This is a genomic window from Staphylococcus sp. HMSC36A10, from assembly GCF_001838845.1.
In the GTDB taxonomy this organism is placed as follows: domain Bacteria; phylum Bacillota; class Bacilli; order Staphylococcales; family Staphylococcaceae; genus Staphylococcus; species Staphylococcus aureus.
In genome coordinates this window covers 39749-63779 of record NZ_KV839067.1, presented here as the reverse complement: position 1 = coordinate 63779, position 24031 = coordinate 39749, and the positions used below count along the sequence as shown (strand labels likewise).

The 24031-nt window shown below is 31.1% G+C and carries 23 protein-coding genes and 4 pseudogenes; 7 read left to right on the top strand and 20 right to left on the bottom strand.

Features of this window, described 5'->3' with window-relative positions; genetic code table 11:
- The 6 genes and pseudogenes from HMPREF3247_RS00880 to HMPREF3247_RS00860 all read right to left on the bottom strand — a co-directional run.
- On the bottom strand, positions 1 to 418 hold a 418-nt coding region (locus tag HMPREF3247_RS00880; RefSeq protein ID WP_083324622.1), incomplete at its 3' end, for a tandem-type lipoprotein.
- A 220-nt stretch (positions 419 to 638) separates the two neighbouring features.
- Complete coding sequence (locus tag HMPREF3247_RS00875) at positions 639 to 1625, bottom strand: phosphatidylinositol-specific phospholipase C (RefSeq protein WP_000710562.1); 987 nt, start codon at positions 1623 to 1625, stop codon at positions 639 to 641.
- A 205-nt stretch (positions 1626 to 1830) separates the two neighbouring features.
- The gene (locus HMPREF3247_RS00870; protein WP_000714395.1) at positions 1831 to 2313 is read right to left on the bottom strand and encodes a hypothetical protein; all 483 of its coding nucleotides are present in this window, start codon (positions 2311 to 2313) and stop codon (positions 1831 to 1833) included.
- 155 nt (positions 2314 to 2468) lie between these two features.
- On the bottom strand, positions 2469 to 3206 hold the full coding sequence (locus tag HMPREF3247_RS00865; RefSeq protein ID WP_001566853.1) for a methyltransferase domain-containing protein: 738 nt from the start codon (positions 3204 to 3206) through the stop codon (positions 2469 to 2471).
- 27 nt (positions 3207 to 3233) lie between these two features.
- Positions 3234 to 3347 (bottom strand): annotated as a pseudogene (locus HMPREF3247_RS15115) (hypothetical protein); the annotation flags it as partial.
- Positions 3348 to 3435: 88 nt separating this feature from the next.
- The gene (locus HMPREF3247_RS00860; RefSeq protein WP_001100493.1) at positions 3436 to 3990 is read right to left on the bottom strand and encodes a TetR/AcrR family transcriptional regulator C-terminal domain-containing protein; all 555 of its coding nucleotides are present in this window, start codon (positions 3988 to 3990) and stop codon (positions 3436 to 3438) included.
- 178 nt (positions 3991 to 4168) lie between these two features.
- On the opposite strand from HMPREF3247_RS00860, the gene HMPREF3247_RS00855 reads away from it, so the two are divergent.
- Entirely contained in the window at positions 4169 to 5083 is a 915-nt protein-coding gene (locus HMPREF3247_RS00855; protein WP_001566851.1) for an alpha/beta hydrolase, read from the top strand.
- Between the two features lie 291 nt (positions 5084 to 5374).
- On the opposite strand, the gene HMPREF3247_RS00850 is transcribed toward HMPREF3247_RS00855, so the two are convergent.
- The 3 genes from HMPREF3247_RS00850 to HMPREF3247_RS00840 all read right to left on the bottom strand — a co-directional run bounded on the left by HMPREF3247_RS00850 (position 5375) and on the right by HMPREF3247_RS00840 (position 6734).
- Complete coding sequence (locus tag HMPREF3247_RS00850) at positions 5375 to 5977, bottom strand: hypothetical protein (RefSeq protein WP_000908959.1); 603 nt, start codon at positions 5975 to 5977, stop codon at positions 5375 to 5377.
- Between the two features lie 208 nt (positions 5978 to 6185).
- Entirely contained in the window at positions 6186 to 6482 is a 297-nt protein-coding gene (locus tag HMPREF3247_RS00845) for a TfoX/Sxy family protein (protein ID WP_000179892.1), read from the bottom strand.
- Positions 6483 to 6530: 48 nt separating this feature from the next.
- Positions 6531 to 6734, bottom strand: a complete 204-nt coding sequence (locus HMPREF3247_RS00840; protein WP_000389759.1) for a DUF6007 family protein — start codon at positions 6732 to 6734, stop codon at positions 6531 to 6533.
- A 308-nt stretch (positions 6735 to 7042) separates the two neighbouring features.
- On the opposite strand from HMPREF3247_RS00840, the gene HMPREF3247_RS00835 reads away from it, so the two are divergent.
- Positions 7043 to 8029: a tRNA dihydrouridine synthase gene (locus HMPREF3247_RS00835; RefSeq protein ID WP_000662031.1), complete on the top strand. Its 987-nt coding sequence runs from the start codon at positions 7043 to 7045 to the stop codon at positions 8027 to 8029.
- A gap of 184 nt (positions 8030 to 8213) precedes the next feature.
- Positions 8214 to 8428 (top strand): annotated as a pseudogene (locus HMPREF3247_RS15070) (universal stress protein); the annotation flags it as partial.
- Between the two features lie 266 nt (positions 8429 to 8694).
- On the opposite strand, the gene sqr reads toward HMPREF3247_RS15070, so the two are convergent.
- The 3 genes from sqr to cstA are packed head-to-tail and all read right to left on the bottom strand — an operon-like array spanning position 8695 to position 12339.
- Positions 8695 to 9888, bottom strand: coding sequence for a type II sulfide:quinone oxidoreductase Sqr (sqr, locus tag HMPREF3247_RS00825; protein ID WP_001033013.1), 1194 nt, complete (start codon positions 9886 to 9888; stop codon positions 8695 to 8697).
- 18 nt (positions 9889 to 9906) lie between these two features.
- A complete protein-coding gene (gene cstB, locus HMPREF3247_RS00820; protein ID WP_000465472.1) occupies positions 9907 to 11241 on the bottom strand; it encodes a persulfide dioxygenase-sulfurtransferase CstB in 1335 nt (444 codons plus the stop codon).
- 30 nt (positions 11242 to 11271) lie between these two features.
- Positions 11272 to 12339 (bottom strand): persulfide response sulfurtransferase CstA, encoded by a 1068-nt coding sequence (cstA, locus tag HMPREF3247_RS00815; RefSeq protein WP_000816129.1) that lies wholly within the window; start codon positions 12337 to 12339, stop codon positions 11272 to 11274.
- A 136-nt stretch (positions 12340 to 12475) separates the two neighbouring features.
- Here cstA and cstR point away from each other — a divergent pair, with 136 nt between their 5' ends.
- The 4 genes and pseudogenes from cstR to HMPREF3247_RS00795 all read left to right on the top strand — a co-directional run.
- Positions 12476 to 12736, top strand: a complete 261-nt coding sequence (gene cstR, locus HMPREF3247_RS00810) for a persulfide-sensing transcriptional repressor CstR (RefSeq protein ID WP_001105086.1) — start codon at positions 12476 to 12478, stop codon at positions 12734 to 12736.
- Positions 12736 to 13491 carry a sulfite exporter TauE/SafE family protein gene (locus HMPREF3247_RS00805; protein ID WP_000355845.1) on the top strand — a complete coding sequence of 252 codons (756 nt, stop codon included), beginning with the start codon at positions 12736 to 12738 and terminating at the stop codon, positions 13489 to 13491. Before cstR ends, HMPREF3247_RS00805 begins: the two co-directional genes overlap by 1 nt.
- Before the next feature lie 97 nt (positions 13492 to 13588).
- Positions 13589 to 13677 (top strand): annotated as a pseudogene (locus HMPREF3247_RS00800) (hypothetical protein).
- A gap of 24 nt (positions 13678 to 13701) precedes the next feature.
- Positions 13702 to 14160, top strand: a pseudogene (locus HMPREF3247_RS00795) (tRNA-dihydrouridine synthase); the annotation flags it as partial.
- Positions 14161 to 14267: 107 nt separating this feature from the next.
- Here HMPREF3247_RS00795 and HMPREF3247_RS00790 read toward each other — a convergent pair.
- From HMPREF3247_RS00790 to adsA, 8 genes are all read right to left on the bottom strand, one after another.
- Positions 14268 to 14741 carry a GNAT family N-acetyltransferase gene (locus tag HMPREF3247_RS00790; protein ID WP_000455976.1) on the bottom strand — a complete coding sequence of 158 codons (474 nt, stop codon included), beginning with the start codon at positions 14739 to 14741 and terminating at the stop codon, positions 14268 to 14270.
- 99 nt (positions 14742 to 14840) lie between these two features.
- Entirely contained in the window at positions 14841 to 15425 is a 585-nt protein-coding gene (locus HMPREF3247_RS00785; RefSeq protein WP_000426894.1) for a hypothetical protein, read from the bottom strand.
- A gap of 520 nt (positions 15426 to 15945) precedes the next feature.
- On the bottom strand, positions 15946 to 16254 hold the full coding sequence (locus HMPREF3247_RS00780; RefSeq protein WP_001566849.1) for a helicase C-terminal domain-containing protein: 309 nt from the start codon (positions 16252 to 16254) through the stop codon (positions 15946 to 15948).
- A gap of 299 nt (positions 16255 to 16553) precedes the next feature.
- Positions 16554 to 17588 carry a 5-methylcytosine-specific restriction endonuclease system specificity protein McrC gene (gene mcrC, locus HMPREF3247_RS00775; RefSeq protein ID WP_000608224.1) on the bottom strand — a complete coding sequence of 345 codons (1035 nt, stop codon included), beginning with the start codon at positions 17586 to 17588 and terminating at the stop codon, positions 16554 to 16556.
- A complete protein-coding gene (locus tag HMPREF3247_RS00770) occupies positions 17581 to 19281 on the bottom strand; it encodes an AAA family ATPase (protein WP_000649663.1) in 1701 nt (566 codons plus the stop codon). The genes mcrC and HMPREF3247_RS00770 overlap by 8 nt, the downstream gene beginning before the upstream one ends.
- Positions 19282 to 19616: 335 nt before the next feature.
- On the bottom strand, positions 19617 to 20417 hold the full coding sequence (locus tag HMPREF3247_RS00765; RefSeq protein WP_000749911.1) for an abortive infection family protein: 801 nt from the start codon (positions 20415 to 20417) through the stop codon (positions 19617 to 19619).
- Between the two features lie 377 nt (positions 20418 to 20794).
- Positions 20795 to 21274 carry a 23S rRNA (pseudouridine(1915)-N(3))-methyltransferase RlmH gene (rlmH, locus tag HMPREF3247_RS00760; protein WP_000704775.1) on the bottom strand — a complete coding sequence of 160 codons (480 nt, stop codon included), beginning with the start codon at positions 21272 to 21274 and terminating at the stop codon, positions 20795 to 20797.
- Between the two features lie 367 nt (positions 21275 to 21641).
- The gene (gene adsA / locus HMPREF3247_RS00755) at positions 21642 to 23960 is read right to left on the bottom strand and encodes an LPXTG-anchored adenosine synthase AdsA (protein WP_064129946.1); all 2319 of its coding nucleotides are present in this window, start codon (positions 23958 to 23960) and stop codon (positions 21642 to 21644) included.
- Positions 23961 to 24031 lie beyond the last annotated feature (71 nt).

Genomic DNA, 24031 nt, shown 5'->3' with positions numbered 1-24031 from the left:
CTTTTGTTGGAATGATTTTATTATCGACCATTTTAACCGGATATCTTTTTTCATTGTCGTGCGGTTTTCCTTCATCCTCGTCCTTAGTCACATCGACATAGTAGTAACCATTTGTTGTTTTGGTATTTCTATTCATATATAGAACCATGCCTTTAGCTACCATATCTTCATTATTAGGTTGAATAACCATTTCAGAATTTATAATCCATGTACCTTTATCATTTTTATCAAACTGATCATCACGATAGCCTTCCTTATCGTATAAATCCTCTAGATTTTTAATAGGGTACATACTCAATGTTTTTTCAAAACTTTTCTTAACTTCCGCTTCTTTACCTATGCCACAACCAGCAGTGATACTAATGACTAAAAACAGAAAAATAATGCCTAACACTAATTTGTTTAATCGTTTCATCATCTTACAACTCTCTTCTTTTTAAAATGATTTGTTTTTGTTAATTACATATATTTATCAATTTATAACACTTTTTCACTTTAATATTATCAAAAATTCCATAAACAATCTGTTCAATTTATAATATTGTTGAATCATTACTTATTTTCAAAATAAAAACGAGTAGTGAAAATAATTAGAATCTAACTATTTTCATACTCGTCTTAATATCATTATTGAATCCTTATTTATTACTATCTATAATTTCGCTTACGATATCATCATATCCAGGCCACGTATATCCTGCATAGTCAACAATCAGCCAACCCGTTCTAGCTTTCCCATTTGCTTTAATCGTTTTTGCAATTTCAGGATTTATATGTGACGCATAGTTATAAGTACTATTAAATGCGCTGCCTCCAGACGCTACACTCAAGAAATTCACATATACATTGTCTTTGTTACTATCCGTTTTAGCTTTAGCCAATAAATTTTTAACAGCTTCAACTTTTTTATCATAGTAATCTTTATACTCATCTTGTACTTGTAAATTTAAGCTACCATTATTAATTTTCGTTTCAAATGTCGCGTTATCTGCCCATTGAATGCCAGACGTGTCAGCACCATAACCACTTTTTATGTATGTACCACCCATTCTATTGAATAGGACAATTTTACCTTTCGTTTCTTTTAAAGTAGGATTCGCATTACTTCCTGTGTAAAAAAGATTCTGATATTGCGGGTTATTATAATAATATTCTCTAAAAATTTCTTCAAATGTCTTCGTAACTTTAGAATCGCTATCGTAGTCCTTTTTCATAGACATCACAATTGTTTCGTTTGGATAAGCACTCAAGTAATATTTAGCATCATCGAGAAATTTTCCTAATTCATGATGCAAATAAACCATGCCGTGATGGACTGAAATCATATTATCAGCACTTGCTCTACCTCTAATATCAAAAAACCTGACTCCTGACTTCATTTGAGTAAGGTAATCTTTATCTTGAGTCTTTGCCCAAACCGATTTTACTGGATCCTTTAAAGTGAATGAGCCACTATCATGCGAACCCGGTATATTAATCTCAGTTAAATGTTTGCTTTCATCAAGTTTACTCATCCAATTTTCCGGACTTTTACTCAACGAATCTGACGCATGTGCTGAATGATATAAACCACTCATCACTACTAAAATGATACTTAAAAACAAAGTCTTAATACACTTTTTCATAACATCAACTTCTTTCTATATTTAATACATTAATTATACATCTTTTTTAAATAAAAATATGTGTAAAATTTTAAAACTTATTTAAACAATATTTAAGCGTATTAATTATAGAAATTAATGACGTATGATTCAAAACTCTGGAGATAGTTCTTTACATATATAAGTAAAAAAAGGAGCTAGCTTTATAATCGCCAGCTCCTTATCGTTATTTTTTATCTTCCATTGTGTAACATACGAGGCCAAATATAATACCACCTATGCTCCAAACGATTAAATCACTTCTAGTATTTCCTAAGTCAGTGAAACCGTATATATCAGCTACAGTACCTGCTGTCAGCGCCAATGATGTAAATAAAATTGCTACTAAAATTGATTTTAGTTTAACGAAATCCTTACTATTTTTCTTATTTTCTTTATCTTTGCCACGCTTAACATCGTACGCTTTCAAGAAACGTAGTCCAATTAGTGCTTCAATTAAAATTAAAACGATGATGATTTGAGTGGTGATTGATAGTTTAGGCTCCAAAATGTGAATGAATATGTTAGAAATTACTAACGCAAGCAAAACGAGCATTGAATATGCATATAAAATGATAAATTTTGCCCCTTTTAATTCTTTAGTTGTTCCATTCTTGTCTGTTTGAGATCCACTTATTGCATTTAATATCCAGCTGTTAAATTTCTTCATTATTCAATTTTGCTCCTTTTAAAATGTATAAATTGTTCGGTAATTAAGTATCACTTGATTAGCCAATAGAAATGCTGTTATTTTCAAAATCCATTAGTAACTTCACAAGTTAAAACAATGGCGATGATAATATGCTGCTTTCAGCGTTTTTTAATCTAGGCTTTTCCGATAATTCCAAATGCCATGTCACGTATAAATGCACACTGATTGTTTATTGCTTCTTGTTCAAGGTTTGATTTAAACTCATCTAGTGAAAAATCATCATTAATGACACCATGTGCTTTCATTCTTTGTAGCATTACATCTACAAGCCATGCTAAATCATTGTCCATTGATGTTTGAATCACTACCTCTGCAAAATAATCTACAACATGCATTCCATTATTATTAAACAAATTATATAAATTTTGACCGATATGAATATTGCCACCTTCTTGCTTCACTGTTTCCCAAATCCATTGAATTGCTGATTGATGTAAAGATAGTGTATCTGCACCAACACCTGCGTTAATAGCATCACTTTCTTGAAAACATAATATACCCTCAGGTTTTAAAATTGATTTCAAAATTTGTAAACACTTTTCAGCATCTGGTAAGTACATTAATACTCTTCTACCAACAATCGCATCAAAATGCCCCATAGTTTCTGGCAATTGATATATATCAGAAGATTGATATGATACATTGTTATATTGATTGTTTTCATTTGCGATTTTAAGTAATGACTCATTCACATCAACACCGACGACTTCACCATTCGTCCCCACACGTTTTGCAATTAATTGAGTGACCTCACCAGTCGCACAACCTATATCCAGTACACGCATGCCTTCTTCAATTTGAGCTCTGTCTAATAGCTTTTCTATAAAATCATTTCTATTTTGCATGAACATAACTTCCTCTATATACTTTTTTGTATGTTATTTAACATTTCTTTCTTTAAAAATCGTCTCATAAAATGGTTTTGTCTGTATTCTTTGCATGTCGCCAATTACATAAAATTCTTTTTTAGCTCTTGTCACTGCAATATCAATTCATAAAACTATTATAATAAAATTCTTTCAAGAAGTGACATACTATATCTACTTCACACAATTATATTTCAAAATAGACAGCTTAGTTTTAAATTAAATCGTACAAAGATAGTAGGCGCGACACCTGCAATGTTATTTTTTCTTGTTCTTCTGTATTTTCACTACTGTTTAGATAGATATCTAGTAGTCCGATAATACCGTTACTAATAAAATTAATATATAAGTCGTAGTCTAAGCCTTTTTCAGTAGCAACACGTGTCGGAACTTTTTTCTTAAATTCTTCTTCAATAAAATGAAGCAGTTTTTTCTTATAATTTGAAGCGTTGTTGATATTAAAAATTTTCATAAAAAATGTTCTATTATTTTCGAAAAACTCAAACCATAACTGTGTGCCTTCTTGGATACCCAGACTCTTTTTGGCTTCAGAAATTTGCTCAAGTTCTATCAATTTTTCCGATACTATTTGATCTAGTAAATCATATTTATCAATATAATGTAGATAAAATGTTTTTCTGCCAATTTGCGCAAATTCAGTAATTTCTTTAATCGAAATAGTATCAAAATCTTTTTCAAAAAGTAAGGTCATAAATGCCTTTTTAATACTAGCTCTCGTTTTAACAACACGTAAATCCCCAACATTCATAATAATACTCCTTTCTTTTAAAACCCATTTTTATAAAACTGTGTATTAAAACACATATGTGCTTCCTTGTTAATTGAATTGTACATTTAAATACTCTAGTATGGCATTATACACACAAGAGTAATAAATATCTACAACAAATGAATGACTTATATAAAAAGATGGAGGCATTTAATCTATGAAACAATCAGTTAATTTTAAAAGTAAAACAAATTTATTAGCAGCGAATTTATATACACCAGAACAATTTGATGAAAGCAAAAAATATCCATCAATTACAGTTTGTCACCCAGGTGGCGGTGTTAAAGAACAAACAGCAGGTATGTATGCAGAGAAACTTGCGGAATTCGGCTACGTTACGGTTGTATATGATGCATCACATCAAGGTGAAAGTGAAGGCTCTCCTAGATATTTAGAAGATCCATTTGCGAGAACAGAAGACGTTAGAGCTTCAGTTGATTATCTTACAACATTAGACTTTGTGGATAATGACAGAATTGGTGCGCTTGGCGTTTGTGCAGGTGGTGGATATACAGTAAGTGCAGCAAGAACAGAATGTCGCATTAAAGCACTTGCAACTGTAAGTATGGTAGATATTGGCGCTTTATTCCGTAAAGGTCCTGGCGATGTAGTATCAATAGATGATCAACTGGCATTTATGACACAAGTTGCAGATCAACGTACAGCTGAAGCAAATGGTGCAGATTATGGTATCACTGGCTATGTGCCTGAAGAAATTGATGATTCTATGCCTGAAAATTCAACAATGGTACAAGGGCATGATTATTATTTAACTGCACGTGGTCAACATAAAAACGCACCAAACAAACTATTATTAAGAAGTTTTTCAGAAGTATTAACATTTGCGCCATTCACATATATTGATGAATTGTTGACACAACCATTCTTAGCAATCGCAGGTACAGAAGCAGACACGATTGAATATAGCGTTGATGCTGTTGAAAAAGCAGCAGGCGACAACAATGAATTATATAAAATTGAAGGTGCATCACACGTAGATTTATATGATATTCCAGAATACGTAAATCAAGTGTTACCAAAACTTGAATCATTCTATAAAGAAACTCTATAAAAACAACATGCGGTAGTGTGCATTGAGGCGGACGATTTAGTCCGCCTTTTTTAGTGCGTAGAAATATTTTGTAGATGGACTTATTATTAGATTATTGTTTGAAAAAGCATGTAATTAGAATGTCTGTTTTTAATTGCGATGAAGATTGTGGCGTTAATTTTTTACTTTACAGATACTTTCGATAGGATTTCAGCTTAACTTTTATTTTCCACTCACAAATGTTTCTGCTTCTTCATTTCCAACTAAATTTGAACACCAAAAAAGAGCACTCCTGAATGAGCACTCCCTTAATTATCTTTCCATTATATTTGTATTGTCGACGGTTTCGATTTCTTTATTTTTATTTGTAGCTTTTTTCGCAACAATTAACAACGTTGAAAGTACTGCTAAAGCTAAATAAGCATAACCGCCCGCTTGTTTCATTACAAAACTACCGTAATAGTATCTTACGCCACCTTCGTCCATATAAATTTTCGTAGTGTGAACCAAAACTAGAGATAAGCCTAGACAAATTGACAAACCAATCGTAGTGTAAACCATGTATTTTTTAAATGTCTGTTTTTTCTTTTTTTGCTTATAAAACGGTAGAAAACATAATCCATATGGCATTAAAAAAATGATACCTGCAATACCAAAGGTAAGTATGACAAGCCAAAAAAGAAACGCTGATACTATATAATATAGATAAAATTGAGAAATACCCGCCGTAGCCAAGATTAGAAATAAAAAAGTAGTAGCGAATTTATATGTCTCACTTACTTTATTAACTTGGTTTAAAAAGTTATCGATTGCTTTATTCTTTTTTGAAATATGTACTATACCTTCTATAATCACCCAAATAATACCACCAATAACTAACAAAGCAAAAACTGGGGTTACGAGACTAATTAACATATCGTTCACCTGCTCACCTCTATTTTCAAATAATTGTGATTGAATTAAATCATTCTAATTTTTGTAAAGTTACTTATTCAATTTATTATATTTATTAACTCTATGATAACAAAAATACTGTTTGTGTATAGCAATAAATCGAGATACTCAATAAATTGACAATATGAAATTGATGATTTTCAAAATAGTTGAGCATGGCAATTTATGATTAGTTTTTCAAATCATTTTTTATAGTCTTAAATAAATCAGTGAGATTTGTTGCTTCGTCAAAATCTGGAATTAATATCATTTCTTTAGCACCTGGATATGGGGAGACTAATGTATTATCTTGCAATTTCTGCTGGGCACTTTTAGTCGCCTTGACCAATAATCTATTATCATACAAACCACCTATAACCACACTATCATAATAAATAATATATTCTCCCATCATCTTTCTAGTTTTAACGGCATTTGAATTCACATGATTTAAAAATAAATCATTTATATCTTTTTCAGTAGCCATTGTAATCGCTCCTTCAGTTTTATGTTTAATCACATTCGTATTAATGAATCATTTCGTGTTGCTCTTAATTTTATCTATAATTATATGCGTAGTTAAAATCAAACCTATGGAAAAGAAAATAATGATAACAATATTAAGAAATATAGTTATAAAATTATAGTTTGGAAGGTATGCGAATAGCAGAAACATAGGTATCGCAAAAAATAAATCCCACCAACCTAAACTTTTTAAAGATTCCTTTAAATCTTCCATAATATCACCTTTATAAATTTGTCTTTGTTATAAGATAACGTATAAATCACATTACTGTATATGTAGCTAAAGAAAATTCTGAATCATATTCATAAGTAGTGTATCATTAATAATGAACAATTTAATACGATAATCCTTGATCTTTGTATTGATCAACTTACCACAACATTTATTTTAGACTACTCTTAGACTTCCCTTTCAAATGGTTGCATCTATTGAAATTCCTTTTGTATAAGTTAGGCTTTTGTGGTAATATCATCATGCATAAAAAATCGAGATACTAATTATAAAGAGGGTATAAATATATTATGAAAGAAAATTTTTGGAGTGAATTACCACGTCCATTTTTTATTTTGGCGCCAATGGAAGACGTTACAGATATCGTATTTCGACACGTTGTAAGTGAAGCAGCTAGACCGGATGTGTTTTTCACTGAATTTACAAATACTGAAAGCTTTTGCCACCCTGAAGGCATACATAGTGTGCGTGGACGCTTAACTTTTAGCGAAGATGAACAGCCGATGGTCGCTCATATATGGGGAGATAAGCCAGAACAGTTCCGTGAAACGAGTATTCAACTAGCTAAAATGGGCTTTAAAGGCATAGACTTAAATATGGGATGTCCTGTAGCAAATGTTGCTAAAAAGGGTAAGGGTTCCGGCTTAATCTTAAGACCTGACGTTGCTGCCGAAATTATTCAAGCGACTAAAGCAGGTGGGCTTCCGGTAAGTGTTAAAACACGCCTTGGCTACTATGAAATCGATGAATGGAAAGATTGGTTGAAGCACGTCTTCGAACAAGACATTGCCAATTTATCTATTCATCTTCGTACACGTAAAGAAATGAGTAAAGTAGATGCACATTGGGAATTAATCGAAGCTATTAAAAATTTACGTGACGAAATTGCACCAAATACATTGTTAACAATTAACGGTGATATTCCCGATAGAAAAACAGGACTTGAGCTTGCAGAAAAATATGGCATTGATGGCGTCATGATCGGTAGAGGCATTTTCCATAATCCATTCGCTTTTGAAAAAGAACCACGCGAACACACAAGCAAGGAACTATTAGATCTATTGAGATTGCATTTATCATTGTTTAACAAATATGAAAAAGATGAAATACGACAATTCAAGAGCTTGCGTAGATTCTTTAAAATCTATGTGCGTGGTATAAGAGGCGCTAGTGAACTTCGCCATCAATTGATGAACACACAATCAATTGCAGAAGCACGAGCACTACTAGATGAATTTGAAGCCCAAATGGACGAAGACGTTAAAATTGAATTATAGTATGAGTAATAAAGGTTGAGGATGATATTTCCCAATTTAACACGGATTGAACACTTTCTACTTAGGTATTATCTGGTTTTCCTGATAGGATAACTCCCGATGATGCCTTTTTACTTATATCACTCATCCTTTTGGAAATGGTGCAAAATTAAAAATACATCAGGATATCGTTTAACTCAGAAAAAAACTCCAATCAAAAAAAATGTTTACAACACATTATGAAATTAAAATTGCTCTTAGTGTTCAACAGACAAAGTTATTGAAATTACTATTGGAGGTACATACCAAGCTATCATTTTGAGTACACGTGGTTTGAATATCTGGCAAGAAATGGAAATTGGTAATGTCAGTCATAAAGTCGCTAAACGTGCTCAAATACCATTAATTATTTTTATATAATTTAGAGGATGAGGTATAAACCTTTAAAAAACAGCAGTGAGATGATTTTCAATTAGAAAATATCTTACTGCTGTTTCTATTTTCATAATCATTCTTATTGAATGACTTCATCATGATCATTTAAAACAGTAACAACTTTTTCAATCTTATACTATTTAGAGCTAAAAATTCACGACATATAAACACAACACTGACACGTCATTTAAATACTTAATCTTTTATAGTAAAAGATTTTTCATTAAAAATTTATTGTTTTCTGTACTTTATTATATTAATCCTTTTAGCATGCCGTACCAATACATTTTAGGTAATAAATCTTTCTTAAATATATACATACTTCTACGTTCTTTAGCCTGATTAAACGGCATTGTTTCTTTAGTATTTTTATTATAATCAAACTCTGCAAGTATTAACCTATTATATCCAGTAACAATAGGGCATGAAGTATAACCATCATAATGATGCGTTAACATTTGATTATTCATCACTTGCAATAAATTATTAGCGACGATAGGTGCTTGCTTACGAATAGCTGCGCCTGTTTTTGAAGTAGGTACATTTGAAGCATCACCAAGTGCAAATACATTAGAGTAGCTTTTATGCTGTAATGTGGTTGGGTTAACATCTACCCATCCCTCACTATCTGAAAGTGTACTTTCTTTTACTACATCTAAGGGACCCATAGGTGGTGTTACATGTAACATATCATAACTTATTGTTTTTCTATCGTATGATTTGATATGTTCGAATGTAGCCACTTTTTTGTCACCGTCGATTTCAACAAGGTTATAATTATAATTGACTGTTATATTTCTTTCTTCAACAATCCTTTCTAATTCTTTATTATATTTTCCTACGTCAAATAAAGCATCTTTTGGCGTTGCATATATCACATTAGCGTTAGAACGGATTTTATGTTTCCTAAAATAATCTTCAGCTAAATACATAATTTTCATAGGCGCACCTCCACATTTTATAGGAGTGTTTGGATGCGTAAAAATGGCATTTCCTTGTTTAAAATTAGAAATTTGGTTCCAAGTTTCGTTAACATAGTCAGGTGAATAGTTAGAGCAAACACCATTTTTACCTATATTTTCTTTTAGTCCTTTAATTGAAGACCAATTAATCTGTAATCCTGGAGCTACTACTAAAAAATCATAATAAACGACTGTATTATCTCCTAAAATAACGCTATTATTTTCAGATTGAAAACTTGAAACAGCCTGTTTTATCCAGTGAGCACCTTCAGGTATAACACTTTCCATATCTTTACGAGAACTTTTCAAACTAGATACCCCTGCGCCAACCAACGTCCATAATGGTTGATAGTAATGATGGTCTGCTGGGTCTATAATTGCTATTTTCTCTTTTAAGTTTTGATTTTTTCTTAATAGTCTTGATGCTACGGTAACACCTGCTGTACCGCCACCAATAATAACAATTTGATAATGCTTATTCATTTTTTCCACATCCTTAAATTATTTTAATGATTCTGGAAAATCTTGATAGCCTTCTCTAATATTCACCACATTTTCAAAACCTTTGCTTTCCAATATACCCACTGCAATTGAACTTCTAACACCTGACTGACAATGTACATATATTTTATCCTCTTTATTAAAAGGAATATTTTCATTTAATAATTTACCATGTGGAATATTAACTGCTTGATCTAAGTGTCCATTATTCCACTCTTCATCATTACGTACGTCTAATACATGTTCTTCTTTACCTGTCATATCAGCGCTATGAACGGACTGGGTTGAAATGCCTGATTTTGGCAAACGATAGCCTGCTACCTTATCAAACCCAATTAATTGTAAAGTGTGTTTCGCTTTCTCAACAGTAGATTTATCTCCAATTAAATCTATATCTTTTTCAAAATCTAAGTACCAACCAATTTGATTAATAAAGTTTTTGTTGTATGGTATATTGATTGTTCCTTTTGTGTGGCCACCGTGAAAGGCCTCTTTGCTACGAAGATCAAATGCTACTCTCTTATTATCTAAACTAGGATAAACATCATATGATTGATATAAATTCATACCAAACTGATTAACTTGTTTCATTTGTGCAAAATGATGCGGTGGTGCTGGTTGATTTGATGTTAATGATTCAATAAATTTAGTCTCATCAATTTCATTAAATGCCCAGTTATTAATTTTCTCATAACCTATTGTAGATATAGGTATGGCACCTAATGCTTTACCACAAGGGCTTCCAGCACCATGACCCGGCCAGATTTGAACATAGTCTGGTAAATTTTTAATATTTTGAACGGACTCATACATTTGTTTCGCGCTAATTTCTGTAGAACCCTTTATTTGAACAGATTTTTCTAATAAATCAGGTCTACCTATATCACCAACAAAAATAAAGTCACCACTAAATAATCCCATCGGAACACTTGAACCACCACCTAAATCAGTGAGTAAAAAGCTAATACTTTCAGGCGTGTGCCCTGGAGTATGCAGAACTTCTAATTTAACATTGCCTACTTGAATGATATCTCCATGTTTAACAAATTGTGTTTTTGATGGCATATTTTTATACCCTAATGCATCTTCACCTTCGCCAGACACATATATATTTGCATTTAAACGTTTAGCCACATCACGAATTCCTGAAGCAAAATCAGCATGAATATGTGTTTCTGTAGCTTGTGTAATTGTTAAACCTTCAGAATCTGCAACTTCTATATATTTCGATAAATCACGAACAGGGTCTATTATTATTGCCTCTCCTGTACGTTGACAACCCACTAAATATGATGCTTGAGATAAATGATTATCGTAAAACTGTTTAAAAAACATGATAACAACTCCTTTTATTAATAGATTTAATTAGATAAATAAATTATGATTCGCATTTTCAGTAGCACCAATATAAGTGCCTACACCACCGTACTCAACTTCATCTCTAAGTTCTTCTTTCTGAATACCCATGACATCCATACTCATCGTACAAGCGATTAATTTGATATTTTGCTCAATAGCTTGATTGATAAGTGTTGGTAATGAATCAACATTTTTCTTTTTCATTACGTAGCGCATCATCATATTTCCTAAACCAAACATATTCATTTTGGAAAGAGGCATTCGTATATTCTTTTTGGGCAACATTAAATCAAACATTTTTGCAATACCTTGCTTTTTAACATTAACTGTTTGCACTTTTTTTAATGCATTAAGCCCCCAAAAAGTAAAGAAGATAGTTACATCTTTTCCAGCAGCTCTAGCGCCATTTGCAATAATCAATGCTGCTACAGCTTTGTCTAATTCTCCACTAAATAATACAATTGTAGTACCTTTAGCAGAATAATTTATATCTAAATCTTTTGCTTTTTCTTTTTGAATAATCGCATTAATTCCATTGTTATTTTCATCAAGCTTAACTAAAGTATGCCTTGTTTGTTTCACCCAACTTTTAATGTCACTAGGGAATCCAGGGTCTGTGACTTTGACTTCAATTTGGTCACCTACTTCAATATTCTTCATTTCTTGACTAATTTTTACAATTGGCCCTGGACATTGAAGACCACGATAGTTAAATTGTTTACGATCTGCTTTAATTTCTATACTTTTATATTCTTCTTGTGTATCATAACTATCGTTTTCTTCTTCATAAGCTTTATAACCACCATCAAGATTTATAACGTTATAACCTTGTTTAGCTAAATATTTACTAGCATTAGCACTTCTGTTACCACTTCTACAGATTACATAATAGGTTTTATTTTTTTCTTTATTGAATGACTCAATCTCATCAACAGGATGAAGTATGGAACCATTGATATGTCCTAATGCATACTCCTCTTCTGTTCTAACATCAATTAATTGCCCTTGCTTGGCTAGTTTTTCCAATTCTGCTTTACTAAATTCATCGATAAACTTTTCTCCGTATTGTTTCATAATAACCTCCCTAAAAATACCTGTAGGGGTATTCTAAACAGTTGAATGGAACTTGTCAAATACCTCTAGGGGTATTTGACACATTTGTGTTTATCTATTAATATATTTTTATTCAATTAAAAGTGGAGGTATGACTATGAATTATGATAAAAAAATGATTAATCGTATTAATAGAATACAAGGGCAACTAAATGGAATTATTAAAATGATGGAGGAAGGAAAAGACTGTAAAGATGTCATTACACAAATAAGTGCATCAAAGAGTTCACTCCAACACTTGATGGGTATCATTATTAGTGAGAATTTAATAGAATGTGTAAAAGCAGCTGCGGATGATGAAGAAAGCTCCCAAGAGTTAATTAATGAAGCTGTAAACTTATTGGTGAAAAGTAAGTAATGGATATTGTTAATATAGTTATCATGTTACTCATTGGGGTATTCGGCGGGTTCATATCTGGTCTAGTAGGCGTAGGTGGTGCTATCATTATTTATCCAGCTATTTTATTATTACCACCATTATTCGGAGCCCCTGCATATAGCGCATATATCGCATCAGGTCTTACTTCTAGCCAAGTCTTTTTCAGTACATTAAGTGGCTCATTAAAAGCTCGAAAAAAAACAGAGTTCTCGCCACAATTAGTTCTTTATATGGGTGGCGGCATGATTATAGGGAGTATGTTAGGTGCATTTCTAGCAAATTTATTTGATGCTACATTTGTAAATACGGTATATATCATTATTGCTTTACTTGCATTAACATTAATGTTTATTAAAGTGAAACCTAGTTCCGAAAAGTCTTCATTTAATAAATATTTATTAGTTATCATTGGCCTTTTCATTGGTATTATTTCAGGTATAGTAGGTGCAGGTGGTGCCTTCATTATTATTCCTATATTATTGGTTTTATTCAAATTACCAATGAATACTGTAGTCGCTAATAGTATAGTAATTGCTTTTATATCTTCAATTGGTGCTTTTGTCATCAAACTTATTCAAGGTTATATCCCTTTATATGACGCCTTATTCCTTATAATAGGGAGTATTATATTTGCTCCAATAGGGTTAAAATTAAGTAAAAAAGTCCCTAACATAATACAAAAATGGATTATCAGTATTTTAATCGTTTTTGCTATAGTTCAACTCATTTTATAAAACTAATACTTATAACTCAGACAGCAATTTCCCGAAAAATAATACCTCTTATTTCAACAAATATGTATGCAGTTCGGATTTATATGAATAAAAATTTTTGATGAAATATCCATATATATGCTTATAAATATAAATTTATCAACTATAACTAAAAATGATAAAAGATTTAATGCCACTGATGATTGAATTAATATTATTTAAGTTTTTATCAAACGCATGAGTAAAGTATATGCACATTGGGAATTAATCGAAGCTATTAAAAATTTACGTGACGAAATTGCACCAAATACATTGTTAACAATTAACGGTGATATTCCCGATAGAAAAACAGGACTTGAGCTTGCAGAAAAATATGGCATTGATGGCGTCATGATCGGTAGAGGCATTTTCCATAATCCATTCGCTTTTGAAAAAGAACCACGCGAACACACAAGCAAGGAACTATTAGATCTATTGAGATTGCATTTATCATTGTTTAACAAATATGAAAAAGATGAAATACGACAATTCAAGAGCTTGCGTAGATTCTTTAAGATCTATGTGCGTGGTATAAGAGGTGCTAGCGAACTTCGCCATCAGTTGATGAATACACAATCAATTGCAGAAGCACGAGCACTTCTAGATGAATTTGAAGCCCAAATGGACGAAGACGTTAAAATAGAATTGTAGTATGAGTAATAAAGGTTGAGGAGGAATTTAATGTTCCTCCTTTTTTGTTTGTGTTAAAGTCTTTTAGGTATGAACTAGGGTGATTTAAAGCTGAGTGTATTTATACATTACAAACATTTCCTCAAAACAATTTCATCTCTAATTTCAATGCCATTTTTATCAATTGTAGGAATCGACGGCTTTATTTTCCTAGCTTCTGTTACAGCATCAAAAATAACGTCTGTGATTCTATATTTATTTTTTTGATAGAAATAGAGTGCCTTAATATTTTCATTTGTAGTAATAACACGGATACTTCTTTTACTCATATCTGAGGCAATTATTTCAGCATAATTAAGTAAATGACTACCAATACCCTTGTTCTCTACAAAACTATCTAAAGAAATGATTTCAATGTACTCATCATAAACTTTATACGTTAGTAGCCCCACAATATCATTATTTTTATAGGCAACAATACATGGCAACTCAGACAAAATATAACTACCTGTTGAGACTACCATTTTATTATCGAAATTTTTTTCACTCAACAAGATAGATAAAATATTATTACTCATTTTGTTGTAAGATTTATATTCCAAAATAAGTCACTTCTCTCTGTTAAAAATCCTTATTAGTAATTATTTCTGTAAATTAAACAAAAGTTAAACCTATTTATTCTATAATAATTATTAGATTTTCTACTTTAAAAACACCCCTAAAATTGTAATAATATCCGAAGCGAAGCTAGCTATACTAGAAGATGATTTTGCAAATCTTTTCAAAACTGATAAATCTTCATGAGTGGGTGCCATTTGATTATTAAGAGTATTTTGAATATTATTAACAGCAATCATTAAGTCCACGTTACTTATATCATTTAATTCTTCTTCGTATATGAACTTCTTTGCATTTATTGAATTAATAGTTTCTGCATATATATTTATCTGATTCGCTTTTTTGATATCTACAGAGTTAGTATTTATATCAACATTGGTTTTTAATAATGCTACAGCATGCAACTCTATTGTATTATTAAAATATTTATTATAAAACCTTTCGAATCTGTCATTGCCTTTGTAATAAGACTGAAACTTGTAGCATTGGTAATCATTACCACCAAATTCTAAAATGTATTTTTGATTAATTACATAATTCAGCACATCGATTAGTTCTTTATCTTTTTTGCTAATTGGGTTAAATTTCAATTTTATGGTCAACTTATTACTTTCTATTTCCACATCTGTTCTATATTTTTCTATTACTTCAATTACTTCATTTTCCAAAGACAAACAACCCCTTTTTAAACTTATATATTTTAAAAACACAAATATAGAAATTTTTCACTTTATTACATATTAACATAAAAATGGGAATGATATTCAATTTATATAATTATCAATTGTAAGATTATATTAGACAATTAAAAAAGTGTTCTGTGTTAAACATAATAAGTATTCCCCCAAAAAGAAACCTAAGTAGTTAGTATAGAGTGGCTTATACACATAAGTTCATTGTTAAATAGGTTAAATTATGTAAGTCTCTTTTCAAATTCTATTGGACTTAAATAGTTCAATACATGCATTATCGCAACAATTCTCTTTATGACTTACACTCGTAATTTTTTCTGTTTCTCTTAATTTATTTTGACACTTTATCGATGAGTGCTGACTCCATCTATCCAAATGATGAATTAAATCTACAGATAGTTCTTATGTCATTAATGCTCTTTTTAATGACGAAATTACTAGTTCTTTTATCTAACAGCATAAATACCCCTCCAAAGTACAATATAAAAAGGTATAGTTATAATGATGTCAAAAAGTTTATCACATCGGATTCATTAATTTCATTTTTTATTGGTATCGAATTTAATATTAATTCTCTATGGCGGTAATTTTTATCATTCATTCTTAAATCCAATATAGTCAATAATCCTCTATCTTTTGCTGTTCTGATTAATCTACCGGTACCTTGTTTAAACTTCATAATCATCTCTGAAACTATTACCTTTTCAATATTACCCAATAATTTACTCTTTCTTTTTATTACTGGATCAGGAACGGGAAATGGTAGTCTTACTATTATAATTGATGTTAACTCTTTCTCTTTCAATATTTATATTTACTTAGCGTATAATTAAAATGAAATAAGTGATTTGGTGGGAATGATGATTTAACAATGCACAATTTTGATTCTTTAAACATGTGCATTTTAAAATTATTTTTAGCTATAAATGCGAATTTTGAAGTTGCTACTCTTTTAGGTTTACTAAAATAAAAGTTGATATAAAGAAACTTGAACATGAGAACAAATAAAACTAAATTCATGACAATCTTAAACCTCTAAAAATAACATTTTGAAATCACTAATCAAAATTAATAGCTTTATACTTTTAAATTTTTAATATTATTTTAGTAAAATATATCATCAACTATCTCATTCAACTGTTTTTTAATAATAGTAAAATCACTGTTCAAATCTAATGTCTTAATAATGATTTGACTACCACTCATATGAAACTTATTGTTCAAATCAATATTTTCGTCTGTTTTAGCATATAGCAACATTCCTGAGACCTGCATTGCTTTCTTTTTTAAATTTAATTGTTGGTTTTTCACGTAGGTAAATATTTGATACAAGTTAGTTGAATGGATCTTTTTAGTATCATAATAATTGTTTAATGTATTTTTATAAAATTTTGCATCGATAATTAGACATTTATTTTTATATCTCAACATAATATCACTTCTCATTATAGGAAGCATATTCACGTTGTCATAATTATCTAATGACCATTGAATATTTGATGATGTAACAACAAGCTCTGGAAATTCTTTTTTATAGTACTCTAGAACAAATTTTTCATATAGTCGAGATATTTGTTGTTCGTCTACAAACGCCATAAGATTATTTTGTCCCCTGTTTTCAGTTTGTATTACTCCTTGAAAAATTAAAGAGCATATAGATATCAACATTTTATACATCTGATTATTTCGATCAAACAAATGATGCCATTGAATATTTCTATAATCTAAAGTATCAACATTATTAAAATGAATTAATAACTTTCGGATCTTTATCTTATTCTTCCTAGAAATATCTGTTTTTATTAAACATCTCATTGTAGTTTTTAAAATCTTGTTCATGTATGTATTTAATGAAAATTCATCATAAATACAATTAATACGTTGACTTAAAACTCCTAAGCCTTGTATAGAATTCTTAACATCAACTTTTCCCCTAATAACTTTTAGAGAATCTGTCTGTTCTATATATTCATGATGAAGTCCACTATTTAACTGACTTGATATACCTTTTATAAGAATAGCTGAATATAAATCAAATATATTTTCAAATTGTTCTGTTGCTAACTTCTGATATCCTTTTTTGTTAAGTACTGTAAATGCATAAGATAACATATAATAAATATTTTTAATATTAATCATTATTTATCGAATCCCTTAATTTTTCAGACCATACATTTATTTTTGAAGGTTCATCAAACCAATACTCTTCTAGCATAGGAATAATCTCAAATTCTACAATATTAGAAAGTTCATCTTTGTCGATACATTCAATATTGCTAAAATAACTATGACCAATCACAAAGCCATTACCTAACATATCGTCTTGAACAATCTCTTTATTTAATCCTTCTATACAATTAATTACTGACTCTAATTCAGTATTATTAATTGCTTTAAGAAGTTTTTTGAATTTAGTTGTGTGAAACGCTGGTTGCATATTATAAAACGCAAAGCGTCTGCGTAATGCATAATCTAAAATTGCTAAACTACGATCAGCTGTATTCATCATTCCCACAATATAAATATTTTTAGGCACAGAAAATCTCTCACCGCTATAAAGTAATATTAGTTCTTCATCTCTTTTATCACTTTCAATCAACATAAATAATTCACCAAAAATTTTACTCAGATTACCTCTATTAATTTCATCAATAATTAAAAAATATTCATTATCACGGTCTTTATCAGCTTTCTTACAAAAATCATAAAACGTCCCCGTAGTCAGTTCAAAACCTGAACTAGTAGGTCTATATCCCATAATAAAATCTTCATATGAATAACTTTGATGAAATTGAATTAATTTAATTCGTTCTTTACACTTACTGCCAATCAATGAATAAGCAAGACGTTTTGCAAGAAAAGTTTTTCCTACACCAGGCGGTCCCTGTAGTATGACATTTCGCTTCCTTCTTAAAAGTTGTACTAACCTATCATAATCACTTTCATCAATAAAAACTTCATCTAAGAATTCTTGTTTTCCATATGGTATAACTTCAGTTGTTCTACTTCTATTTTGTATTATATTGTCATTTTCACTGACAACATTTTCTTTGATATTAGAATCAAGTTTGTTTCTGTTAGCTTCATTTATCATTTCAGAATAATGCCAAGACTCATAACTTAAATCAATAAAATCATTAATCTCTACTTCCTGGCACTTCAAAACTAGCTTTAACATATCTATCAATTCTAAATAATGTCGACCTGTTAGTTTTTCTTTTGGTTTAAGTTGTTCATTAATCAATTCTTTAGGAAGTTTATATGTATCAAAAATGTACCAAATTGAACGTGAATCAAAGTTAGCAAATGTTTCAGGTGCAATCCAGTACAAACCACTCGTAATCTTACTATTCCCATTTCCTGTTTTAGTAATATTCTCATCAAAACTATGTATAAATTTTAATTTATTATCTTCTGATGGATAATTTGCAAAATTTAATGCATCAGTAAATAATGTCCATAAATTTTCTATGTCATTATCTTTTCCATAATCTTTAAAATTATAATATGTAGCATTCAGATTATTGACTGTTGGAATACTGTCAAAAACTAAAGGAATTTTGGACTTAATATCCAATTTCGAAGCTAATTCTGTTAAAATTTTTACCTTATTAGTTTCTCTCATAAACGTTTTATTAAATAATGCAAATATTGTAAAAGGATCTATATCCATCAATACATTATCACTTGCTAAAGTTGGGAATTTTATTCCCGTTTTTATATATATTTCCTTCACTATTTCAATTAATTCATAACGTTTATTTTGATAATCTGTTAACTTATCAGCTAATTCTTTATAATAGCTAACCCACGTTTTATCTATACACTTCATCACAATATCCCCTCCGTTGTAATTACAATGTATTATGAAAAGATAGAAAATACTACTTTTCAAAATTATCCCCTTGCAAATAAAATTTTCTATAAATCTATTAGTTTCCTAGATTAATAAATTTCAATGTCGCTAAGTGCATTTTATTCTTGTTATTATTTAATTTGAAGAATATGCTTAAATCATAATAATCACTTACATAAACATCGTACTTTATGATAAGTCACAAGGTAAAAAACTCCTCCGCTACTTATGATACGCTTCTGCTTATCGGTAGATGCCACGGTATTATAACTATATATCCAATAAAATTGATTAATATCATTAAATAGTTTTTACTTTTTGTATGAAGATAAAAGAAATTCGGTTATTGTACGTGCCGCATTGATTGCTAGAAGAGCATGTCTAGTTTCAGGTCTATAATTTTTCTTTGATTTACCATGTGCATCCCCATATTCATTCCTTACTTCGTCCAGACCATTAATTACATTTATCATTCCACTCAAAATTGTTTTAAAAGTATTTTCATTATGTGCACCAGGAGAAAGATTCATAATACTACTTACTTTTCTATATAAAACTCTCACAGTTTCATTATTATTGAATTTTTCTCCTTCAGAATCTAGAATATGCTTCAAAGTACTCTCAACCATTGATTTTGCAGATGTAATTGCGTCCTCTGGATCTGTTAGCGCCTCTTTTTCAATTCTATTACATTCTTTTAATACATACTCAATATCAAATTTTTCTGCCAAAGATTTAACAGTACTTAAGTTAACTTTACTTCCATTTTTAGTTATTCTTCCTTCCTCTTTATTATATGCATATCCTAATGCATTAATTATTTTTATTAATCTATTAATTTCTTCGTCTTCATCAATTTCATTACTATACATATTCCATTGAACCAAATACGCTTCCATAACATTAAGTAATTTAGAAAATTCAGATTCATCTTCTAAATTTAAAGTACTAATATATTCCCACGCTAATGTTTTACGTTGCCCACTATATTTTTGATTTATAGAGCTATCTCTCATAATATCTGCATCAATAAAATTATTTTGAATTTCTCTGAGTGAGCTTCTTGAAGAAAGTAAGTCTAAAAATTTATCAATGAGTGTTGATTTTTTCATGATATTCTCCTTTTAACCAATAATTTTTCTAAAGTTCTCAAGTTCTTCTTTTTAACTGCCACTATGTATAAAATGTATTTCGATTCAAAAATTGTAACGTTTAACCATAAATGATTATAAAATAAAAACACTTTCGTTGAATTCATTTTATGGAAATATAATAATTTTAATATTACAAAAGCAGGCTACTTTTTTTCTATATACTTCAAAAATTTGGTAACCCAGAAAACTGTGCTTTTATTATATTTCCATTTTAAGGGTTTATCACCATAATATTCTCCATTTTTTTATCTAATTTAAATTTATTTCTAATAATCAAAATTATGTCTGAGATGTTACTAATGTATTTAATATTATTTTTAGTATTTAATCTCCCCCTACTTATGATACGCCTCTCCACGCATAATCTTAAACGCTCTATACACTTGCTCAATTAACACAACCCGCATCATTTGATGTGGGAATGTCATTTTGCTGAATGATAGTGCGTAGTTACTGCGTTGTAAGACGTCCTTGTGCAGACCGTTTGATCCGCCAATGACGAATACAAAGTCGCTTTGCCCTTGGGTCATGCGTTGATTCAATTCTTGGGCCAATCCTTCGGAAGATAGCATCTTTCCTTGTATTTCTAATGTAATGACTGTGGATTGTGGTTTAATTTTGGCTAGTATTCGTTGGCCTTCTTTTTCTTTTACTTGCTCAATTTCTTTGTCGCTCATATTTTCTGGTGCTTTTTCGTCTGGAACTTCTATGATGTCTATCTTGGTGTATGGGCCTAAACGTTTTTCATATTCTGCTATGGCTTGCTTCCAATATTTCTCTTTTAGTTTCCCTACAGCTAAAATGGTGATTTTCATGTCGTTTGGTCCTCCAAATTGTTATCAACTTTCCAGTTATCCACAAGTTATTAACTTGTTCACACTGTTCCCTCTTATTATACCAATATTTTTTGCAGTTTTTGATATTTTCCTGACATTTATGCCCGATTTTTAGTGTATAACCTGTGTATTTGTGGATAACTCTGTGGGCATTGTGGGTATTTCTCTTTAAATTGTACACAATTCTGGATAACTATCCCCATTTCTGTGGATAAACACCTTGATGTCTTATTACTTATCTTCGTTTTTATATCCCATATTTATCAACGGTTATCGCTTTTTTTCATAAAAAAACACTACCGTACCTCTTATTTGAGAAATACAGTAGTATTATTTTCAATATATTTTAGCTAGCTTTTCTACGTCGTACAGTCGCAATTAAACCTATACCTGCTACTAATACAAACATCGCTGCTGGGCTTGAACTTTGATCAGTTCCAGTTTTTGGTAACTGTTTCTCATGTGCGCTACCTTTAGGCGCTGACTTGTTAGCCAATTGTTTCCCACTCTTACTTGATACAGCAGTTCCTTCCAATGCGCGATCAGAACCTTCTCTACCACTACTAACAGTTCCGCTATGCGCTGGTAACAACACAACTTTACTTGGCACTGGTTGTTTCGCTGGATTCATCACTTTGTCTTTATCAATTGGTTGTGTATCTTTACCAGACTTACTACCTTTGCTACCTTGTTGTCCTTTAGCTGGTTGTTCACTTACTGCTGGTTTACCTAATAACATACGTTGTGGTTCTGTCGTATCATACTTAGCTAAGTTAGCTGTTTTTAAATAACTTGCTAGTACTTGATCTAATGAAATACCTTCTTCTCTAGGACCACCGAACATACTATATCCGTCGCCACCTGATGCTGTGAAGTCATTCATCGTTACGTGATATACACGTTTTAAATCAATATTTTCAAACTTACCTGTCTCTTTATTTAAAATTTGAATAGCATTAATTCGTTTGCCAGACGGTTTATTTATATCATAGTAAACACGGATTGAATCAGAGATATGTAGTAAACCGCCATTCGCTGTTAACACTGTCTTACCGTCCTTTTGTGTTGTTGGTGCGCCTAAACTATGTTCGAAAGCCGTCCAGACGTCTGAACCTTTTACATCAATTTGCGCAATCGTATTTCCAAATGGTAATACTGAGATTAAATCATAGCGTGTCACCTTACCTTTTGCGATAGAGGCACGAATACCTCCACCATTTGTCACGGCAAAGTCAGTCTTTTTAGAGAAATTCTTAACGCCATACGCTTCCATAGCATCTGCAATCGCGTTTCCTAAATTTGTTTCACGCGTTCTAACGTCATCTCTTTCTCCTTTGAAATCAATCGTATTATTTGGAATAATAATCTCTGCTGTTTGTGCTCTAAATGTTTGATCAGCTTGATTAATTTGTTCAGCTAATGCTTTGTTCGGTGTCACATTTTCAACGTCTTTAACGTTAATCAATGACGGCTTAATATTCGATACCTCTCCATTGCGGTAATTAAATGTAATCTTACCGATATTCGCAAGTGCTGTACCTGTTTGTGCTAATGCATCATTGTTATAAATTTGACCATTTTGAAGTACGGTATGTGAATGACCATCAATGACTGTAATTCGTTTCTTCAATCGTGGATTTTGACTTAATTGTTTCACTAAGTAATCACCACGCCATGTTTCTTGTGTTGAAGGATCAATCCCTAAATGTGATATAACAACAAATGTATCTACGTCTTTATAAATACGCATCATTTCTGCTGTCACACTTTGTAATGGATCTCTAAATTCAACACCTTTAATGCCTTCAGGTCTTGTTTTCGTCTTTGTTTCTGGTGTCGTTACGCCAATAATTCCATAACGAATACCATTTTTCGTTACAATCGTTGAAGGCTTAAACGCGCGTTTCCCATCTTTGTAAACGTTAGTACTTAGCATCGGGAAGTCTAACATACCCTCTAATTTTTTCAACTGGTCGTATCCAAAGTCAAATTCGTGGTTACCGACTGCCATAGCATCATAACCTACTGCATTCATCGCTTTAGCCATTTCTTCACCTTTAGACTGGTTTGAAAGTGGTAAACCTTGGAAGGCGTCTCCTGCGTCTAACATTAAATCAGGCTTTTCTTGTTCTTTTACTGTTTTTAATTTAGCCATACCGATGACACGCCCTTTTTCTTCGGCTAGTCGGCCATGGATATCATTTGTATGTAATATTTTATGTGTTGTTGTTTGTGGTGCATTGGCAGCAAACTTTCGTGGTGAAAGTGATGCTGTTTCAGCATTTGATAATTTGAATGTTGCTGTGTGAGTTGGATTTTGTGTTGAGGCTTGTTGTGTATCTACGTCGCGTGTTTCGTTTACTTTTGTTGAAACTGCTGTAGATGGTTTGTTAGATGGTGCGTTGGATGTTACTTTGTTGTTTGTATCATCAGCTGTTCCCTGCGCTGATGCTGATACGTGGGTTGCCGCTTCTTCACCATAATGATGAGCCGCTTCCTTTGTTGGCGGTACTTGTTGCTTATCTGTTGGCGCTTTGTCTATCGTTATTACTGCATGTGCTTTCATTGGTGTATGCTGCTCAGCCGCGTTCGAGACATGCCATAATCCCATTGCACTAAAAAGCAAAACGAGCCATACACTTGTTTTAAGTAATAAAGCTTTCATTTCGTTCCCTCCATTAACTGTCATACACCAATATATTATCATAATCCTTATATTAAAATGATTGATTTTAT

Bases quoted from the DNA above. Each gene is read 5' to 3' on its own strand.
- HMPREF3247_RS00875 (WP_000710562.1), bottom strand. From the start codon at position 1,625: ATGAAAAAGTGTATTAAGACTTTGTTTTTAAGTATCATTTTAGTAGTG.
- HMPREF3247_RS00870 (WP_000714395.1), bottom strand. From the start codon at position 2,313: ATGAAGAAATTTAACAGCTGGATATTAAATGCAATAAGTGGATCTCAA.
- HMPREF3247_RS00865 (WP_001566853.1), bottom strand. From the start codon at position 3,206: ATGTTCATGCAAAATAGAAATGATTTTATAGAAAAGCTATTAGACAGA.
- HMPREF3247_RS00860 (WP_001100493.1), bottom strand. From the start codon at position 3,990: ATGAATGTTGGGGATTTACGTGTTGTTAAAACGAGAGCTAGTATTAAA.
- HMPREF3247_RS00855 (WP_001566851.1), top strand. From the start codon at position 4,169: ATGAAACAATCAGTTAATTTTAAAAGTAAAACAAATTTATTAGCAGCG.
- HMPREF3247_RS00850 (WP_000908959.1), bottom strand. From the start codon at position 5,977: ATGTTAATTAGTCTCGTAACCCCAGTTTTTGCTTTGTTAGTTATTGGT.
- HMPREF3247_RS00845 (WP_000179892.1), bottom strand. From the start codon at position 6,482: ATGGCTACTGAAAAAGATATAAATGATTTATTTTTAAATCATGTGAAT.
- HMPREF3247_RS00840 (WP_000389759.1), bottom strand. From the start codon at position 6,734: ATGGAAGATTTAAAGGAATCTTTAAAAAGTTTAGGTTGGTGGGATTTA.
- HMPREF3247_RS00835 (WP_000662031.1), top strand. From the start codon at position 7,043: ATGAAAGAAAATTTTTGGAGTGAATTACCACGTCCATTTTTTATTTTG.
- sqr (WP_001033013.1), bottom strand. From the start codon at position 9,888: ATGAATAAGCATTATCAAATTGTTATTATTGGTGGCGGTACAGCAGGT.
- cstB (WP_000465472.1), bottom strand. From the start codon at position 11,241: ATGTTTTTTAAACAGTTTTACGATAATCATTTATCTCAAGCATCATAT.
- cstA (WP_000816129.1), bottom strand. From the start codon at position 12,339: ATGAAACAATACGGAGAAAAGTTTATCGATGAATTTAGTAAAGCAGAA.
- cstR (WP_001105086.1), top strand. From the start codon at position 12,476: ATGAATTATGATAAAAAAATGATTAATCGTATTAATAGAATACAAGGG.
- HMPREF3247_RS00805 (WP_000355845.1), top strand. From the start codon at position 12,736: ATGGATATTGTTAATATAGTTATCATGTTACTCATTGGGGTATTCGGC.
- mcrC (WP_000608224.1), bottom strand. From the start codon at position 17,588: ATGATTAATATTAAAAATATTTATTATATGTTATCTTATGCATTTACA.
- HMPREF3247_RS00770 (WP_000649663.1), bottom strand. From the start codon at position 19,281: ATGAAGTGTATAGATAAAACGTGGGTTAGCTATTATAAAGAATTAGCT.
- HMPREF3247_RS00765 (WP_000749911.1), bottom strand. From the start codon at position 20,417: ATGAAAAAATCAACACTCATTGATAAATTTTTAGACTTACTTTCTTCA.
- rlmH (WP_000704775.1), bottom strand. From the start codon at position 21,274: ATGAAAATCACCATTTTAGCTGTAGGGAAACTAAAAGAGAAATATTGG.
- adsA (WP_064129946.1), bottom strand. From the start codon at position 23,960: ATGAAAGCTTTATTACTTAAAACAAGTGTATGGCTCGTTTTGCTTTTT.